Annotated in this window: 15 protein-coding genes and 1 tRNA gene; 9 read left to right on the top strand and 7 right to left on the bottom strand. The window is 40.7% G+C overall.

Annotated features, from left to right (window positions below):
• Window positions 1-859: 859 nt before the first annotated feature.
• Window positions 860-1,018 (bottom strand): hypothetical protein, encoded by a 159-nt coding sequence (locus tag FD729_RS01060; protein ID WP_159931443.1) that lies wholly within the window; start codon window positions 1,016-1,018, stop codon window positions 860-862.
• A 1,313-nt stretch (window positions 1,019-2,331) separates the two neighbouring features.
• Between FD729_RS01060 and FD729_RS01055 the strand changes: the two genes are divergently transcribed.
• The 7 genes from FD729_RS01055 (at window position 2,332) to hemH (ending at window position 10,862) form a co-directional block, all read left to right on the top strand.
• Complete coding sequence (locus FD729_RS01055) at window positions 2,332-2,526, top strand: hypothetical protein (RefSeq protein WP_159931442.1); 195 nt, start codon at window positions 2,332-2,334, stop codon at window positions 2,524-2,526.
• 1,004 nt (window positions 2,527-3,530) lie between these two features.
• The gene (gene dnaX / locus FD729_RS01050; protein ID WP_159931441.1) at window positions 3,531-5,447 is read left to right on the top strand and encodes a DNA polymerase III subunit gamma/tau; all 1,917 of its coding nucleotides are present in this window, start codon (window positions 3,531-3,533) and stop codon (window positions 5,445-5,447) included.
• A 56-nt stretch (window positions 5,448-5,503) separates the two neighbouring features.
• Window positions 5,504-5,833: a YbaB/EbfC family nucleoid-associated protein gene (locus FD729_RS01045; protein ID WP_159931440.1), complete on the top strand. Its 330-nt coding sequence runs from the start codon at window positions 5,504-5,506 to the stop codon at window positions 5,831-5,833.
• Entirely contained in the window at window positions 5,830-5,964 is a 135-nt protein-coding gene (locus FD729_RS05340; protein ID WP_255456212.1) for a hypothetical protein, read from the top strand. The genes FD729_RS01045 and FD729_RS05340 overlap by 4 nt, the downstream gene beginning before the upstream one ends.
• Before the next feature lie 419 nt (window positions 5,965-6,383).
• On the top strand, window positions 6,384-8,258 hold the full coding sequence (gene htpG / locus FD729_RS01040) for a molecular chaperone HtpG (protein WP_159931439.1): 1,875 nt from the start codon (window positions 6,384-6,386) through the stop codon (window positions 8,256-8,258).
• 943 nt (window positions 8,259-9,201) lie between these two features.
• Window positions 9,202-9,846: an adenylate kinase gene (adk, locus tag FD729_RS01035; RefSeq protein ID WP_159931605.1), complete on the top strand. Its 645-nt coding sequence runs from the start codon at window positions 9,202-9,204 to the stop codon at window positions 9,844-9,846.
• Window positions 9,847-9,902: 56 nt separating this feature from the next.
• Complete coding sequence (gene hemH, locus FD729_RS01030; RefSeq protein ID WP_159931438.1) at window positions 9,903-10,862, top strand: ferrochelatase; 960 nt, start codon at window positions 9,903-9,905, stop codon at window positions 10,860-10,862.
• A 1,084-nt stretch (window positions 10,863-11,946) separates the two neighbouring features.
• On the opposite strand, the gene purK is transcribed toward hemH, so the two are convergent.
• The 4 genes from purK to FD729_RS05370 all read right to left on the bottom strand — a co-directional run bounded on the left by purK (window position 11,947) and on the right by FD729_RS05370 (window position 14,719).
• Entirely contained in the window at window positions 11,947-13,011 is a 1,065-nt protein-coding gene (gene purK / locus FD729_RS01025) for a 5-(carboxyamino)imidazole ribonucleotide synthase (RefSeq protein ID WP_159931437.1), read from the bottom strand.
• The gene (gene purE, locus FD729_RS01020) at window positions 13,008-13,517 is read right to left on the bottom strand and encodes a 5-(carboxyamino)imidazole ribonucleotide mutase (protein WP_159931436.1); all 510 of its coding nucleotides are present in this window, start codon (window positions 13,515-13,517) and stop codon (window positions 13,008-13,010) included. Before purE ends, purK begins: the two co-directional genes overlap by 4 nt.
• 128 nt (window positions 13,518-13,645) lie before the next feature.
• The gene (locus FD729_RS01015; RefSeq protein ID WP_159931435.1) at window positions 13,646-14,365 is read right to left on the bottom strand and encodes a UDP-2,3-diacylglucosamine diphosphatase; all 720 of its coding nucleotides are present in this window, start codon (window positions 14,363-14,365) and stop codon (window positions 13,646-13,648) included.
• A 153-nt stretch (window positions 14,366-14,518) separates the two neighbouring features.
• Entirely contained in the window at window positions 14,519-14,719 is a 201-nt protein-coding gene (locus tag FD729_RS05370; RefSeq protein WP_370461858.1) for a peptidylprolyl isomerase, read from the bottom strand.
• 206 nt (window positions 14,720-14,925) lie between these two features.
• Here FD729_RS05370 and cysS point away from each other — a divergent pair, with 206 nt between their 5' ends.
• Entirely contained in the window at window positions 14,926-16,317 is a 1,392-nt protein-coding gene (cysS, locus tag FD729_RS01005; RefSeq protein ID WP_159931434.1) for a cysteine--tRNA ligase, read from the top strand.
• Between the two features lie 612 nt (window positions 16,318-16,929).
• On the opposite strand, the gene folD is transcribed toward cysS, so the two are convergent.
• Both folD and FD729_RS05335 read right to left on the bottom strand, forming a co-directional pair.
• The gene (gene folD, locus FD729_RS01000) at window positions 16,930-17,808 is read right to left on the bottom strand and encodes a bifunctional methylenetetrahydrofolate dehydrogenase/methenyltetrahydrofolate cyclohydrolase FolD (RefSeq protein WP_159931433.1); all 879 of its coding nucleotides are present in this window, start codon (window positions 17,806-17,808) and stop codon (window positions 16,930-16,932) included.
• Between the two features lie 52 nt (window positions 17,809-17,860).
• Window positions 17,861-17,983, bottom strand: a complete 123-nt coding sequence (locus tag FD729_RS05335) for a hypothetical protein (protein ID WP_255456211.1) — start codon at window positions 17,981-17,983, stop codon at window positions 17,861-17,863.
• A gap of 5 nt (window positions 17,984-17,988) precedes the next feature.
• Here FD729_RS05335 and FD729_RS00995 point away from each other — a divergent pair.
• Window positions 17,989-18,062: transfer RNA gene (locus FD729_RS00995), tRNA-Arg, on the top strand.
• Window positions 18,063-18,192: the final 130 nt, after the last annotated feature.

The raw sequence follows: 18,192 nt of genomic DNA, 5'->3' as shown, positions 1-18,192 counted from the left end.
AATAATGTGCATATTTAAGGACACATCAAATATAAGATGCAATCGTTGGATATGCTTATCTAAATTACCAAATATTACAATTAATCACCCTAGAGGATGCTGAGTTCTCAAGAAATTAAATTACTAGATAAAACTTAGTAACAAAAACTGTTTTTCTAATAAATATTTTATTTAAGTACAGGAAGATAATAAATATCTATTATTAAATTAACAAAGTTTATTAAAATGACTGTTAGTTAATTTTTTACTTGAAATATTTTCACTTGTCCCGTCTCTAACCCGATAGAAGTGAAGTTATTTTAAACAAATTCGGGTTAATAAGTACAGTGAATTCCTCTATTGTAATTTTTCTAAAACAGGTTGTTTTCAATCTACTGTCAAAGTCTTGGCACATCGCGTACTTTGATCATTAAACCCATCATTGATTTTGTTCAATAACTTTATAGGCCTTTTGTTATCGATAAACTCATAATTTATAGTATATTGCAATATAGCACTACCTAGGCGGATGGATAATCGTCGTAATGAATCTCTTGTCTTATTGCAAGAACATAATAATTGGCTATCCCGACATAGCAATAAATTCGATTATTAGTGTTGAGTTAGCACAAGGTAGGATGATGGATTTACAGATGACTCCAGTAAATCTAAGTATGTCCGTGATTTGCTATTTTCTTAGCAAGAGATTGATCGTATATACTAGTAAGGCTAACCGTATTTGAACGTTTAATGGATGGTTGGTCACTATACATTAAATTTAATTTCATCCATAATGCATTATGGACCATAAAACTTTTAAGTGATACTCCGTAGTATGAAGTGCTATTATTAAAATAGATTGCCATGATCTCTAATTTATCTATGGTAGCAGCTGTTGAATTTCTAAGCGGTTTAGTGGACCGATCAGTCCATCACTAGTAGCAAAAACTTTGTTATAGAGGGAGATTATAGTCACCTCTATATTATCGAGGAAGGTAAAACCCATTCCATTAATTATCTTGACTTTTGGATCTAACATGTAGAACCACCTTACTTACCTCTTTTAAGAATCGGATTCGCTTTATCACTTTATCAATTAAAAAGGTGTTCTTGCAAAACGCAAGATTATATCTCTTCTTTTCTTATTTCCCCCAAAGTTAGTGAATTTTTATTCCGCTTTTTTTTAAAAAAGAGGCCAAAATAATAATTAAAGTTTACATAGTTAAATAATATAGAAAAATTAATTTTAATTTCTTATTGCTAGAACAGCACGGCACTAATATGAAGAACGCTGGGATAAAGAAAATCACACATGCAATCGCCGTAGCCATGCCATCCATTATGCAGTTCCGATAGAGCTCTATGCACTAGAGCTGAAGATAGTACTGATCGCTAGCGGCAATTTACCCAGATAAAATTTAGAGAAGTCATTAGGATAGAACGTAAACAAGAGATGCTTGATACTAGCTGTTAACAGCACATGTCTTCTTTCTCCATCAAGTTTTTTGTTGAATTTTCATGAAAAAGCAGCCATATTCTATTGCCGACAGGCCAATAGTAATTAGCATCTCTAACATAAGGTAGAGATTATCACTTATCTCGTACATCGTTGTGAAAATCAGCACGATAATAACGCCACGCTACATCCCCAGCATTTAAAAGATTTTTTCACCTCAATATTTTGTTGTTAATGCCTACCTATCTACGGTAACAATGCAATTTGCAATTTATTATTCACCTGATACGTGCAAGGCATCAAGATGCGGTACCGGATTCAGAGCGTAACGTCAACTTAAAGGTGCTAGAAAAGTAGCTATATTAATAAAATTAATATATCAATCCCTTGCATATTCTGTTCAATAAATTACGTTACTCACTTGTGCAACTTTTTTGCATCCGTACTAGGATAAAATACATGGATTTGTACTGTGGGTGTCAAGATATATGACTCTATTATAGATCACTAACTAGCATTAAGGTAATGGATATTACCCATGCAAAGATAGGTCAGTCGATAAAAATCGCCCTGTAATACTTGCTTTAATCAGTAAGGTCTATCTGTAGCACATCACCTGCCCGGGTTAGCATAATGGCTACAAATGCTGATAATAAGGCATTCATCTGCTCTTTATCGCTGTGCTCCTGAAAGATATAAATCTTACATAATTAAACTTTGCTGTTCACGCTGAATACGATTACTATTGCTTCCCAAGTTGACGAGTATATCACTGATTACTGTGACACTAGTGGGTGCATTCAAGTTAGTTCCTTCTTCTAGAAGGCAGAAAGGCAGAACGATTCTTCCTGGTAAAAGAGAATATTCTAAGTTCAAGAACACGGCACTCAATGTAATTGAGCCGGTCGTTTATTTCGTCAACAGCGATGTCAAAAACTCCAGCATACCTTTCTGCACTAGCTCACTTTAATCACTGTGGCTTTATCAATGTGGCCGTTGATAGAAAAGTGACCGTAGTACAAGACAAGATGCGAGCTATTTCTACATTAGCGTTAGCAACGTTCAAAAAATCGGCCACTTCCTTATCATAATATTGTTCACGAATATATTTGTTGCTACTCAATAGTTTATACCTGTTAACTGTCAATTAATGAAAGGATGCGTTAGCTTCTACTTGCGCGAGATCTCATTTAAAGTTATCGTAAATAACTTAGTACTAGTAGATCGTAAGCAAGATTGTTCTAATGATAGGCTTAGATGCGACCTAGTAGGTCTTTAATAATCTTTAGGGTTTTGCTTTTTAAATTAACAACATTGATTTTGGAGTTTTTTGAAGGGTAACCCTGTTCAGATTTATAGTTATTACATCTTATTAAGATAAAGACGTCTGAAAGTATTAAGAAAGTTGCTATATTAAATTCTTGCTGATGACTGCAGCGCATTAAAGATATTTAAATCTGTGTGCTTTTTTCCATAGTGCATACTGCAAAATCACCAGTACCGCAAGCACCGTGTCAATGGACAGTAGGCTCCCCTTTTTCCACTAGCAACTAAATCAAATCAATTACCACTTTTAACAAGAAGCACTAAATATAGGTCAAGCGAGATACGCAGCGAACTCGTACTTCGTAACACTAATATTATATTTTGTCGTTTGAAACTTTCAGTGAATTTTATGAACTAGAGTACTGTACTGATATGTTAGCAATACGCACAAATTCCATTAAGCTGTACAATGTAGTTTTAGTGGTGGCTGATATCTATCTACGGCGACACAGCGGGCCTAGTTGAATAGGCGATTACACTAATCTGTCGTGTGGATAGTGAGGTAAAATGTATCGCTTTTTTTATTAACCCTTTTAACTATATAATCAGCGTTTTTTTATTTTAAAGATCTTGGATCTAATCCATTAGACTACTGTAGTAGTTCATCTAATCAATTTTTCGCTCTCTGCATAAGGAGACGATCTCCGCGCATGCAGAGAAAAATGACGAGTCAATGTCTCATAGTTGCTGTTAACATACAGGAATGATATGCAGAAGTTATGTAGCGTCTGTGCTCTTTGTTTAACTGACATTAATTAATATTATTTATATGAGATATAAGGTGCTTGCCAGAAAATGGCGTCCTCAGTCGTTTGCTGACGTCATTGGTCAAAACCATGTCCTGACAGCTTTAAAGAACGGACTGTCACTAGGACGTCTTCATCATGCTTATCTTTTCTCTGGAACGCGCGGTGTTGGCAAGACTACCATCGCGAGGTTATTGGCGAAGGGTCTCAATTGTGAGACTGGCATTACTGCTATTCCATGCGCAAAGTGCGACAGTTGCCGTGAAATAGAGCACGGGTGCTTTGTAGATTTGATTGAAATTGACGCTGCTTCGCGCACCAAAGTTGAAGATACCCGCGATCTAATAGACAACGTACAGTATATGCCTGCACGTGGCCGTTTCAAAGTTTATTTAATTGATGAAGTGCATATGCTATCGCGTCATAGCTTTAACGCACTACTAAAAACTCTTGAAGAGCCGCCGTCATATGTTAAATTCCTGCTTGCTACTACTGATCCGCAAAAGCTGCCTGTAACTATCTTGTCCCGCTGCCTGCAGTTCCACCTCAAAGCATTAGATGTTGAGTTGATAAGTAATCAACTTGATTATATTCTGCAGCAGGAGCATATTAGAAGCGAGCCGCGGGCGCTACAGCTACTATCGCGCGCCGCTGACGGCAGTATGCGTGATGCACTCAGCCTAGCCGATCAAGCAATCGCGATGGGGCAGGGAGTAGTTAGCAGTAGTATCGTTAGCCAAATGCTAGGCAATTTGGATGATGATCATCATCCAGTGGGCCTAATTAAAGCGCTAGTGGACGGCAGCATTGAAAAGATGATAACATTGCTCAATAAGGCCGCATCCTATGGAGTAGAATGGGATGCATTACTTGTAGAAATGCTACGTCTGCTACACCGTATTGCGATGTTACAGGTTTTGCCTAGTTTAATGAGTGATGAAGAAGAGGCACATACGCCGCTTTTACTTGAGCTGGCGCGTATAACGCACCCTGCTGATATTCAACTTTACTATCAGACACTGTTGATGGGTCGTAAAGATCTGTCGCTAGCTCCTAATCTTCGTATGGGAGTTGAGATGACCTTGCTGCGTGCACTTGTTTTCCATCCTCAAACGGAGATTATGGAGCCAATAGTGCCTTCGACGGTAAATTCGCAAGCGGCTGGGCAACCAGATCCTTTACACGTTAATAGTGGAGTAGCCTTACTTCCACCGGAAAGTACTGGGCCCCTAGCTACTGTACAGAGCAGTTTGCCATCTAATACCACCGGTCGTCAACTACTACAGGCACGTACCCAGCTACTGCGTCAGGAAACTAACGTACAAAAAAAAAATAAGCTAGTAGCATGTCTAACACGGCCTGTTAATTCTACGTTAAAGCACCTAACTTGCGTCACTAAACATACACAAGATACGATAGTGAAAAAAGAGGAGGCATACCGCTGGAAAGCACAAACTGATTTTAAAGCGACATCTAAGGCCACAAGATCAAAATTTTGGGATGCAGCGCTTAAGCATGAGAAGAACACTGAACTGGTAGAATGTTTGATGGAAGAAGCTAAACAGCGCGATACTTGGACAGCGGAGATCGCCATGCTGAAACTGCCTAAGCTAGTGCAGCAGCTAGCTCTTAATGCCTGGAAAGAGACCACAAAGCAGGGTGTCTGTTTACATCTACGCTCAAATCAGCGCCACCTTGATTCTGCGGCAGCACGGCAAGCGCTCGGTGCTGCCATGAGCGATGTTAGCGGTAATAAAGTTGAATTGACTATTATTGAAGATGATAATACTAGTGTATTGACTCCTCTTGAGTGGCAGCAGGCCATTTACGAAGAGAAGCTGATGCGAGCGCGTCAGTCTATTATTAAAGATACCCACGTTCAGACAATATGTCGGCTCTTTGATGCCGATTTAGATGAAGAAAGTATCCGACCAGTTTGACCACGCTGCAGCTGTCTGATGGATGGCAATGCGGCCCAACTTAAAAAGAGAAAACTATGTTTGGTAAAGGTGGACTAAGTAATCTACTTAAGCAGGCTCAGCAGATGCAGGACCAAATGGCCAAAGTGCAGGAAGAAATTTCGACGCTAGAAGTAACCGGAGAGTCAGGTGCCGGTTTGGTAAAAGTAACAATTAATGGTGCGCATAACTGCCGTCGCTTAGAGATCGAACCCAGCCTTTTGGAGGAAGAAAAAAATATGCTGGAAGATTTAATCGCCGCCGCGTTTAACGATGCCGTTCGTCGCATTGATGAAGCACAGAAAGAGAAAATGGCCTCTGTTTCCAACGGAATGCAGTTACTTCCGGGCTTTAAGATGCCATTTTGACACAAACTAGTGCACTGCTTAAAGCCTTGATGGAGATGCCTAACTTAAGTTGCGTTGAAGTTAGAGTAACGCATGAATTTCAAGCTGCTGCATGGGATCACAATCGTGTAACACGACTAGCACATGTTTGACACGTGTGATGTCGAAAAGACGCTATGTAGATTGCCGTACTTTTACCGAACAAGATATCTGTACCATCTATGGCAATTTGTAATAGCATTAAAACAAGCAAATTTTCGTGGTGGAAAGTCTAGCAGCTATCAAACTCACTGAGTAAAAATTTACTCTCAAGGTAGTATTATCTTGCTGACAGATTATGTATTTCTTCTGAAGAAAATAAATAGGCTTAGTCCTAGAGACATTGATTTCGATTAATTTAAACAGCCGTTGTAAAACAGGTCGATTAAAAAAGCAATGCTCGCTACAAATGCTAACCATACTAGTTTCTGGCGGAAGGACCTCATGAGTGAAGTTATCTTGAAATTTTCCGCACTATCCCCAATATCGATGCGAGCATTCGTTCAACCTGCCTGATTTTCTTGAGGTAACAATGACTATGAAAGGGCAAGAGACACATGGCTTTCAGTCAGAGGTAAAACAACTTCTGCACCTGATGATCCATTCCCTATATTCAAACAAAGAGATTTTCTTACGAGAGCTGATCTCAAATGCTTCAGACGCAGTAGACAAACTGCGATTTCGGGCGCTGTCTGATGCTAGCGTCTATGAAGGAGATAGCGAGCTACGCATACGTCTTTCTGTTGATAAGGAAAAACGTACCCTGACACTATCCGATAATGGTATAGGAATGCGTAGAGAAGAGGTGATTGAAAATTTAGGCACTATTGCCAAATCTGGCACTAAATCGTTCTTTGAGTCCCTAGGACCGGAATCAGCTAAAGATAGTCAGTTAATTGGTCAATTTGGCGTTGGTTTCTACTCAGCTTTTATCGTAGCAGACAAAGTTTCAGTACGTACTCGTGCAGCTGGTGCTACAGAAGATGAAGCAGTCTTCTGGGAATCGGTGGGCGAAGGAGAGTATACTATCGCTGATATTACTAAGGCCGATCGCGGTACAGAAATTAAGCTGCATTTGCGTGAAAACGAAGATGAGTTTCTCGACGCTTGGCGTGTACGCAGTATCATTAGCAAATACTCTGATCATATTTCACTGCCGGTCGAAATTGAAACTACAAATGAAGAGAATAATACTACTAGTTGGGAGAAAGTCAATAAAGCTCAGGCTCTTTGGACTCGCGATAAAATTGATATTAGTGATGAAGAGTACAAGGAGTTTTATAAGCACATTACACACGATTTTAGCGATCCAGTGACTTGGAGCCACAATCGCGTGGAAGGCAAGCAGGAGTACACAACTCTGCTCTATATTCCATCGCGTGCACCTTTCGACATATGGAACCGTGACTATAAACATGGTCTGAAGCTTTATGTTCAGCGTGTCTTTATTATGGATGACGCCGAGCAGTTTATGCCGCGTTACCTGCGATTCGTTCGCGGCCTAGTCGATTCAAACGATCTGCCACTGAACGTTTCGCGTGAAATTCTACAAGATAGCCGGGTCACCCAGATTTTACGCTCAGCGCTGAGCAAACGCATACTACAAATGCTCGAGAAACTCGCGAAAGACTATCCGGGAAAATACCAGGACTTCTGGAAAGAATTTGGCTTGATACTGAAAGAGGGTCCTGGAGAAGATCCTACTAATCAGCAAATAATTGTCAAACTACTGCGTTTTAGCTCGACGAACAACGACAGTGCCGAGCAAAATGTGTCTCTGGACGATTATGTAAAACGTATGGAGAAAGGTCAGGAGAAAATTTACTATATTACAGCTGACGGATACGCTGCAGCGAAGAGTAGCCCACATCTGGAACTATTCCGTAAAAAAGGCATTGAGGTGTTGTTACTTTTCGATCGTATCGACGAATGGATGATGAGTCACCTTACTGATTTTAATGGTAAATCTTTCCAGTCAGTCAGCAAAGTAGACGAATCGCTGAGTAAGTTAGCAGATGAAAATAGCGAAGAGCAAAAAGAGATGGAAAAAACTCTAGAGCCCTTTGTAGTCCGCGTGAAAAGTTTACTGGGAGACCGTGTGAAAGAGGTACGCGTTACACACCGTCTAACCGATACGCCGTCTATTGTTACCACCGACGCTAAAGAAATAAGTACACAGATGGCAAAACTCTATGCAACCGCAGGTCATTCAGTACCTGAAGTTCGGTATATCTTCGAGATCAATCCGGATCACCCTCTAATAAAGAGCGTTGCCGATAAACAAGATGACATTATCTTTGGTGAATGGGTAGAGCTCTTATTTGATCAGGCGCTACTGGCCGAGCGTGGGACTCTGGATGATCCTAATCAGTTTATCCAACGCATGAATCAGTTGCTAATAGCGTAACTACTTAAAATAAAGCAGCCAGTATACTAACATTGGCTACTAATGGAGACATTTGCGTGTGATGTGCACCATTTGTAAATGGTGCACTAATATTCATTTTTCTTCGGTCGATATTATCGATGGAGTGGGGGGAAGCTTTTTATTCCTGACCCTATGTTAATAATTATTTGAATTGATGTAGTGTTTTTAATATTACGGGTTGCTTGTGTGTTGTATCGAACCGCAGCGAGTCCATAAATAGTAAAAATTCTTCTAGAGCAATCAGTCATTCTTTTTCGAGCTCTTTCGCACTAGACAGAGCTATAATTTATTATATCTCTGCCTAAATTTCGATGGTAGAAATTACAAAGAGTGCAGTAAAGACACACTGTAAATAAGCTCAGTAAAAGAGGGGATGACATGATATAAGCGTCTTTAATTAAGAAAATGTAGTACTGGAAATAAGGTACTGCTAATACGAATAATAATCCGTTGCGGTAAAAAACATGGAATTTCCTTGACCTCTGCCAGATAGATTATGGGATAATGTTCTATGAGTATATAGATTATGCCATAACGATTATGGGATTTTCCTGATAAGTTCATTAGGGAAAAGAGGCGGGATATCTTTGGTGAAGCTATGGTGCTTGAAGAGATCATGTAACTAAGGTAGTAGAGCTTTCTTCCTTATAATTGTGCTATTATTAAGGTGATCTGTTACTCAGCAAGCAAACTAAGAACCGGGGATTGTAGATACAGCGGAGAATGCTTTGATTTGTGCTAAAAAGTTGCTACGACAGTGAAAAGACATATTAACATGACGCTACAGATCTCAAGGATGCAAAAAATATCACAACGTACCTAGAGATGGCACCGTACCTTATCTTATGGAAAGTATGATATGATGGTACGTTCTGTACCTTCTCTGATTATTAATCTAGAGATTTACAGGGGAATTTACGCTGTGCGTATTATTTTACTCGGTAATCCGGGTGCAGGTAAGGGCACTCAGGCTCAATTTATTATGAAAAAATATGGGATTCCGCAAGTAGCTACAGGTGACATGTTGCGTACGGCAGTGAAAGCTGGCACCGAGCTCGGTAACCAAGTAAAAACAATTATGGACACTGGTAAATTGGTTAATGACGAGTTAGTGATTGAATTAGTTAAAGAACGTATCACGGATAAAGATTGCCGAAATGGGTTTCTACTGGACGGCTTTCCACGGACTATTCTGCAGGCGGTCGCGATGCAAAAAATCGGCATCAAAATTGACTATGTGTTGGAGTTAATTGTACCCGATAATTTAACCATCGACCGTATTGTTGGTCGGCGTATCCATAGCCCTTCTGGCCGAGTCTATCATATGAAATATAATCCACCCAAAATAGAAGGTAAGGATGATGTGACCGGTGAGATATTGATTACTCGTAAAGATGATCAGGAGGAAATTGTGCGTAAGCGTTTAGTTGAATATCATCAATTAACTGCGCCGCTAATCGCTCATTACAGTCAAGAAGCAGAAGAGGGTAATATTATTTACCGCAAAATCGATGGCGCTCAACCAGTTGCTGATGTTAGCAAGCAACTAGTTAATATCCTCAGTTAACGCTACTTAGGTGGTATTGCTAATACCTAGCATATGTACGCTATCAAGGATGCACAATGAGGGAAAATAAACCTGGCGTATTACTGACTAATTTAGGTACTCCAGACGCGCCTAATACGGCTGCGGTAAAGCGCTACCTAAAACAATTTCTTAGTGATCCCCGAGTTGTTGATACCCCACGCTGGCTTTGGTGGCTGATCCTTAACGGTATCGTCCTACCATTTCGTGCACCTCGTGTGTCAAAAAGTTATACTTCTGTATGGATGGACGGTGGTTCTCCATTAATGGTCTACAGCAAGCAGCAGCTTGAGGCACTGACAGCGCGGGTCGATATGCCAGTCGAACTGGGCATGAGTTACGGTAATCCTTGCTTACAAAGTGCGGTCACTCGCCTAATGATACAAGGTGTAACGCGTATGATTGTGCTGCCGCTTTATCCACAGTTCTCCTGCTCTACTGTTGCGGCGGTATGGGACGGCCTGTACCGAGCATTTAAAATGACACGCACCCTGCCGGATATCGAATTTATTCGTGATTATGCCGAACATCCAGCTTATATAGCTGCATTAAAAGCATCAGTAGAACGATTCTTTGTAGTGCATGGGAAACCGGATCTTCTGGTGTTCTCCTATCATGGCATTCCACAGCGTTTTGCTAACGAGGGCGACGACTATCCACAGCGTTGCTCCGACACCACTATCTTGCTACAGAAGGCCCTGGGGCTGCGGGATGATCAAATCATAATGACTTTTCAATCACGTTTTGGTTGTGAGCCTTGGCTCCAGCCATATACCGACAAAACTATACAGACATTGGTGAAGAATGGTATTAAGCATGTGCAGGTAATAGCTCCAGGCTTCGCGGCAGACTGCTTAGAAACTTTGGAAGAAATCAGTGTACAGAACCGCGAGTTTTTCCTGCGCAGCGGAGGTGAAAAGTTTGAGTATATCCCAGCGCTAAATGCCAATACCGAGCACATCGACATGATGGTACAACTAGTGAACGGGCGTAGTTGACATTTTAGCACAGTCTAAATACTTAGGTATGGCCCACCACTTATAGATAAAATTCAGTGCTTTTTTATTTGACATTGCACTTTATGGCACGCATTAAACATCAGTCTAAAACTGTTTTCTGTTAGTATCACTATTTGTTTGTATGTGCATATTTCTTGTCATGGTGTGAAAAAAGGGAAGATAAGTAGTTGAGAGTCACTAGAATCTAGTTAATTTTAGATTTTAAATAAATTTAAATATTAAGTATTTTTAGGGCTGTGTTTAGGAACTCTATCCACTGTCTTATCTTAAGAAGTGGCGGGGATATGAAGTGCTCCTTTGTCATCCATCAGACAAATAGGTAACACCTTATATGCGTACTGAAAGTGTTACTGAGCCAGTGATAACCGTAGTGTTTTTACTAACATGGATTGAGATTGCTTGAACAAAAAAGATTTAAAATCAGATACTGATTTTCCAGTATACAACCGTGAGTAGTGTCAAGATTATTGGTAACGATTCGCAAAGGATTCGTCGGCAACAGGGAGATCTTATGTAACATAACCAGCGAGTTGTTATTAGATTTTTACTAACTAGAACCGGCAAATTGGAAACACTAAATTAAAAATGGCAATGATAGCTAAACATAGAGGTATGTTTTATGAGCAATACATTCATAAATATACGGGAGCACCTCAATAGTAATTTGAATGGCCAGAAATATTAAATTTCGTCTAGAACGACATGACCTGCATGAGAGTCTGTGCACGCAACCGGCGAAAACTCAAGTACATTTCCATTTGAGTAAGCACCCATATTCTCTTCTTATTCACCAATAGGTAACCTGATTAGCGCCAAGATATCGTAGGTCATATTCGTTCAGCGACTAAGTAAAATCGGAAAATATTCATACATTATTGATATATCAAATCTAACAGGTACGTTTTAATTAGTTCGTTCATATATATTCCTAGTTTGGTACTCCGGATAAAAAGAGAGTTAATTCAACTCACTGACAGTGAGTTTCGACATAGCTTTACGTTCTAGATATGGCAAATCGATATCCGTGTATTTCAAATATGATAAAGCGTAATACGTCTAATTTTTAGAACTTATCTATTGCCCAAGAAATACTGCTAGAGTATTCTGGAGGTAGTATTGTCACCAATTCTTTTAACGCTATGGTAAGCCGCTTGCTATCGCTATCAGTAAGGTTAAAATGGCCGACTTTACGATTGGGTCGTACCTCTTTATCATACCAGTGCAGATGTACTAGTGGCTGCTTTAACCAATCGTTATTTATGGATACGCCGATCAAATTTAACATCACCGATGGCGCTAATATCACCGGTTGTGAAAGAGGTAGACCTAGCACGGCGCGTAGATGTAGATCAAATTGGCTGATGGAGGCACCGTTCTGTGTCCAGTGACCGCTGTTATGTACACGCGGCGCCAGTTCATTAATTATCAAACCGTTCGGTGTTACGAAACATTCCATAGCCATTACACCAATATATTTCAGTTCATGCATAATAGTACTTAGCATCCTTTCGGCCTGTGCCTGTTGCATTTGATCTGGTTGTGGAAAGGCGACACTAGTACGCAATATGCCTTCTTGGTGTAGGTTGTGTGTCAGTGGATAGAATACTGTGCATCCATCATAACCACGTGCTCCTATTAGTGATATTTCAGCGGAAAAGTTAATGATTTTTTCGACAATGTATTCTCCGTAGCATTTGTTTGGCAGTAAGGTAGTTTTATCCTTACTCAGCCGCCACTGCTTGCGGCCGTCATAGCCTCCGGTGCGAGGTTTAATGATCACTAAATTACCGAGTGAGGAGAATATATGCGGCCACTCGTTTTCATCTTTAAGCAGTTGCCAAGGTGCAGTAGCAAGTTGAAGCCTATCAAGCAGCTGTTTTTGCGTTAGGCGGTCGGCTAAGTAAGGAAAGATATCGCGGTTTACAAAATTGGAATGCTGCACTAGTTCACTCGTCAGCGCAGTTTCCGGCCAGAGTTCAATCTCAGCAGTGATCACACTCTGTGCAATCGGCAATGTGTCCGCTTTGGCATCAAAGCCGATTGGATAAACAGTGATACCTAGTGGCTCTCCTGCTTGACGTAGCATTCTGCCTAACTGGCCGTTGCCCAGCACATACACTGTTTTCATAATTCCTTTCCTAAGAGGGAGCTATTTAGCACCTCATCAGTTTGCGCTTGTCGCCACTTACCAAGTCGGAATGTCAACTGTGTATCGTGAATTGCTATAATCTGCGCTGCCAGTAGACCAGCATTGGCCGCGCCTGCTTTACCGATTGCTAAAGTGCCTACTGGAATGCCACGAGGCATCTGTACAATAGAATAGAGGCTATCGATACCACTCAGCGCTACACTCTGTATAGGCACACCTAGCACCGGCACTAGAGTTTTTGCCGCGAGCATACCTGGGAGATGTGCCGCACCGCCTGCTCCCGCGATGATTACTTGATAACCGTTGTCAGCCGCTGCTTCAGCAAAGCTGAAAAGTTTGTCCGGAGTGCGATGGGCGGAAATCACTTCAACATGGAAGGCTACGTCTAGACTGGTGAGAATGTCCGCAGTAAACTGCATGGTGCACCAGTCATTTCTGGAACCCATTACAATCGCAATGTAGACCGGGACAGCGTTGGATGACATGCTTTTCACTCCTGTAAATAAACAAATCTAAACCGTCTAGTAAAATCAAGAATGGCACATAGGATATCATGAGAAAGATATAAGGAAAAATGGTTGTGCTCCTCAGGTTCCTTAATTTATGTCGAAATTTAAAATTCGAAATCAATAAGGCTAATGCCGTTATTATCAAGTTGAATCATTGAGCCGCATGTATGATGCCATGCACCTAAAACGGCACGCTCGCAGAGCGTGCCGTTTAGTTCAAAGTAATGAATGGCTGGACGATGAGTATGACCGTGGATCATTATCCTGACATGTTGGCGTAGCATCATCGTTTCTACCGTCTTTGCGTTGACATCCATAATAGTTAGGGATTTATGCTGATTCGCCTGGTTACTACCATCGCGCATGCGCGATAAAATTAATTTTCGAATAAAGAGAGGCAACGCGAGGAAGAGTTTTTGTATCCAGTATTGATGTACTGTGGCTCGAAAGCGCTGATAGCCGGTATCGTCAGTGCAGAGAGTATCGCCGTGCAAGATCAATACTCGATGGCCATAACAATCTAGTACATACTCTTCTGGTAAAAGAGTTATGCCGCTGGCACGTCTATAATCTTTGCTAATTAGAAAATCGCGATTGCCGTAAATAAAAAAGACCTGGAAAGGCAGATCATGCAGCGCGCTAGCAACTTGTTTATGGAGTAAGTCAGAATCATCATCTCCAATCCAAGCTTCGAAGAGGTCACCAAGAATGTATAGCGCATCGCAGTTTAGTGATTCACGTGCTAGAAAACTTAAAAAACCTGCAGTAATCATCGGTTTTTCTTGGCATAAATGTAAATCTGAAATAAACAGTATGCGCGACATTACTCGTTAACAATTAGATTCTGCATGTCAATGTGATCTTTTCGGTGCGTTTTGATGTTTGCTAGACATATTTATAAAGACTTGCACGCTAGATAATTAAGTACCGGAACTACGTGTAATATTCAAAGTGCTTCGATTATTTTTATGAATTTATTATCTTTTTATTGTTTTCGCTTTAGCACCTTTTTCTGTCGTACCTAGATTATGATAACCATCATATATGATAAAACCATTGATAATAAATTGTAAAATACTGCTGTTATAAAAAGCTTCACAGCAGCATTCAAGAAATTTTTGTACTTTAGTAGGTGATTTATCTTCGAATTTTTTAATTACTATGTTGCTGCAGTTGATTTTGAAGTTAACAATTATTACTATTTTACAAATAGTATACCTTCAATCATCTCCTCTGACTGCTTCATAAAGCGCCCTGTTCAAATATCATTCGTTCTGATTATGCTTTATGCGTACAGTGCTACTGTTATTATAAAAGTATCGCACTAGTGCAAAAAGCGGCATGAAAACTAAATCATCTAACAAAAGGGAATGGAATTCTTCAAATGCTAAAGATTTATAACACCTTGAGTAGACGTAAAGAGGAATTTAAACCTATTCATGCTGGTGAAGTCGGCATATACGTGTGTGGTATCACTGTATATGACCTATGTCATATCGGCCATGCGCGCACTTTCGTGGCGTTTGACGTAATATCCCGTTACTTACGATATATCGGATATCGCTTGCGATATGTTCGTAACATCACTGATATCGATGATAAAATTATCAAACGCGCTCAAAAGAACGACGAGAGTATTAAGACATTGACTGACCGTATGATTGATGAGATGCAAAACGATTTCTCTGCCCTCAACATTCTACCGCCAGATCAGGAGCCACGCGCTACGTCCCATATTCCTGAGATCATTGCTCTGATAGAGCGTCTCATTGAACGTGATTATGCTTATATTTCCGAAAATGGCGACGTAATGTTCGACGTGCTAAGTAACCCTAATTATGGTCTGCTGTCGCGCCAAGATTTGGAACAGCTGCACAGGGCACGCATGGAAGTTAAGATCTCTTCTGTTAAACGCAACTCAATGGATTTCGTGATGTGGAAGATGTCGAAAGAGAACGAACCAGCGTGGCCTTCTCCGTGGGGCAGTGGTCGGCCGGGCTGGCATATTGAGTGCTCGGCCATGAATTTCAAATATCTTGGTGCACACTTTGATATTCATGGCGGCGGATCAGATTTAATATTCCCACACCATGAAAATGAGATCTCTCAATCAACCTGTGCTCATGATTGTCCCTACGTTAACTACTGGATGCACTCAGGTATGGTAATGGTAGATCGTGAAAAGATGTCTAAATCTCTCGCAAACTTCTTTACTGTACGTGAAGTACTAAAACACTACGATGCAGAGACAGTACGCTACTTTCTAATTTCAGGACACTACCGTAGCCAGCTTAATTACAGCGAAAGCAACCTGAATCAGGCGCGAACAGCGCTGGAACGTCTCTACACTGCACTACGTTATACAGATCTCAGTGTGGTAGCAGCAGGCGGCGGGGAAGAATTTAATAGCTATTTCCGCGCAGCGTTGGACGACGATTTTAACACTCCGGAAGCATGTTCTGTGCTCTTTAATATGGCACACAAAGTGAATTGTCTAAAAAAAGAAGATGCCTTAGCTGCTAGTGTACTAGCCGTGAAGCTGCGCGAATTCGCTAACGTACTGGGTATTCTGCAACAAAATCCAGAGCAGTTCCTGCAGAGAAGTGTACAGTCTAGTTTCAATACTGTTGCTGAAATCGAAAAGTGGATGAAAGAGCGCGCAGTGGCACGTGAAGAAAAAAATTGGGTGCAAGCTGATATTGCACGCGATCAGCTCAATAAACTGGGTGTGATTGTGGAAGATAGGCCAGAATGCTCTACTTGGCGTCGAAAGTAAAATGTTAAAAGAGGTTGTATAGTTGTATTTAAAGTAAGTAGCCAAAGGTGATTATAAGACTAAAAGGTTAATAAATTTAACTTCTTCTATAATCTATGCATCAGCCTAACAGCTTGTATATATACATTGATATGGGTGTCTACATCTTGTAGAAACCCCATTTGATCGTTTAGGTAATCTAAATTGTTATCCTAAGTTTTCATAAAGTTGTCATAATTGTGCCGGTGGCTGTTTCTCTATAGTAAGTGCACACAATAAATATACATATAGATAGGGATTGGCCTTTTCTCCGAGATGTCCACGCCACAGATAGAGTAGTATTTGTGTACTAATACTACTCTGGTGCATGATAAGAGCAACCTTGTATGCTACCTATACTTCTTAGGTAAATGTTTCAAATTCGGTTATTATGATTTGATCTACGAATGACTTTCTCAAACATTTCCCGACATCGAAGTAGTAGACTTTTCATGTCTGAGCGATGGTACCCGAGTTTTGTTGATAGCATGTTACATTTTCGTGGCGCTTACCTAGCTATGAAACAGCATATATGAGGATTTATTACCAGTACTAGAGGTTTAGACCAACAAAGCCAGTTCTATAACTCTAGGTTTACCAATTATTATTTGCCGCCTCACTATCATGGTAAGTTTCGCACGCTTGCATCGTGTTCTCGATTAGTGTAGCAACGGTCATAGGACCCACACCTCCTGGCACTGGCGTTATATAAGAGGCACGTTCTGAAGCCACATTAAAATCAACGTCGCCCACTAATTTTCCGTTCTCCAGTCGATTGATACCAACATCTATGACTACTGCGCCAGGTTTGATCCATTCTCCTAAAATAAAGCCCTGTTTACCTACTGCTACTACTAGTAGATCAGCGTTCTTAACGTGATGATATAAATCTTTGGTGAAACGGTGCGTAACAGTGGTGGTACAGCCTGCCAGCAATAACTCCATGCTCATAGGGCGTCCTACTATGTTAGATGCGCCTACTACAACCGCATTCAAGCCGTAGGTGTCAATATTGTAACGCTTCAAAAGAGTAATGATACCGAATGGGGTACATGGACGCAGCGTTGGTACACGCTGACAGAGACGTCCTACGTTGTAAGGATGAAAACCATCGACATCTTTGTCTGGTCTAATATGCTCAAGTACTTTGACGTTATTGCTGCCAGCTGGCAGCGGCAGTTGCACCAAGATGCCGTCGATCTCCCTATCGTTGTTCAGTTCATCAATTAGCTGTAGTAACACGTCTTCTCTGGTAGTTACGGGTAGATTATAACAGCGTGACACAAAGCCCACTTGTTTGCAGACTCGGCATTTGTTGCCAACATAGATTTGCGATGCGGAATTTTCACCTACTAGAATAACCGCCAAACCAGGCGCGCGTTTACCGAATGCTAGACGCTGCTTTACCTTTTCCGCTACCTTAAGGCACACTTGCTGCGCAATCTTTTTACCGTCAATAATTTTTGCTGCCATCAGATAGAAAATCCACTATACGATATTACATCTAAGAAAGGCAATAATTCTGTCAGAAACGTGATACGCTGTCAGTTGTTACATCGCTTACTGTCATTAAATCTTTAGGATCTGTGATGGCATGAACTGCCAAAATCATTGACTGATTAAGCACTGATTGTATAATTCTTGTCATTCTCTGCGCCCTTAGCTCAGCTGGATAGAGCACCGGCCTTCTAAGCCGTAGGTCATAGGTTCAAGTCCTATAGGGCGTACCTTAATAAATATGTTACAATGTATGTTAATTTTCCGCGACTCTTTTTAAAAGAGTCAGATTAATGACATGGATTGTTACCACACTATTAATTTTTCTGGTGCGTAAAGGTCTACTTTGTAATAGATTTT

This window comes from Pantoea sp. Nvir (genome assembly GCF_009829915.1).
Lineage (GTDB): Bacteria > Pseudomonadota > Gammaproteobacteria > Enterobacterales > Enterobacteriaceae > Pantoea.
The sequence above is the reverse complement of the archived record's forward strand: the minus strand, read 5'-3'. Positions and strand labels throughout refer to the sequence as shown.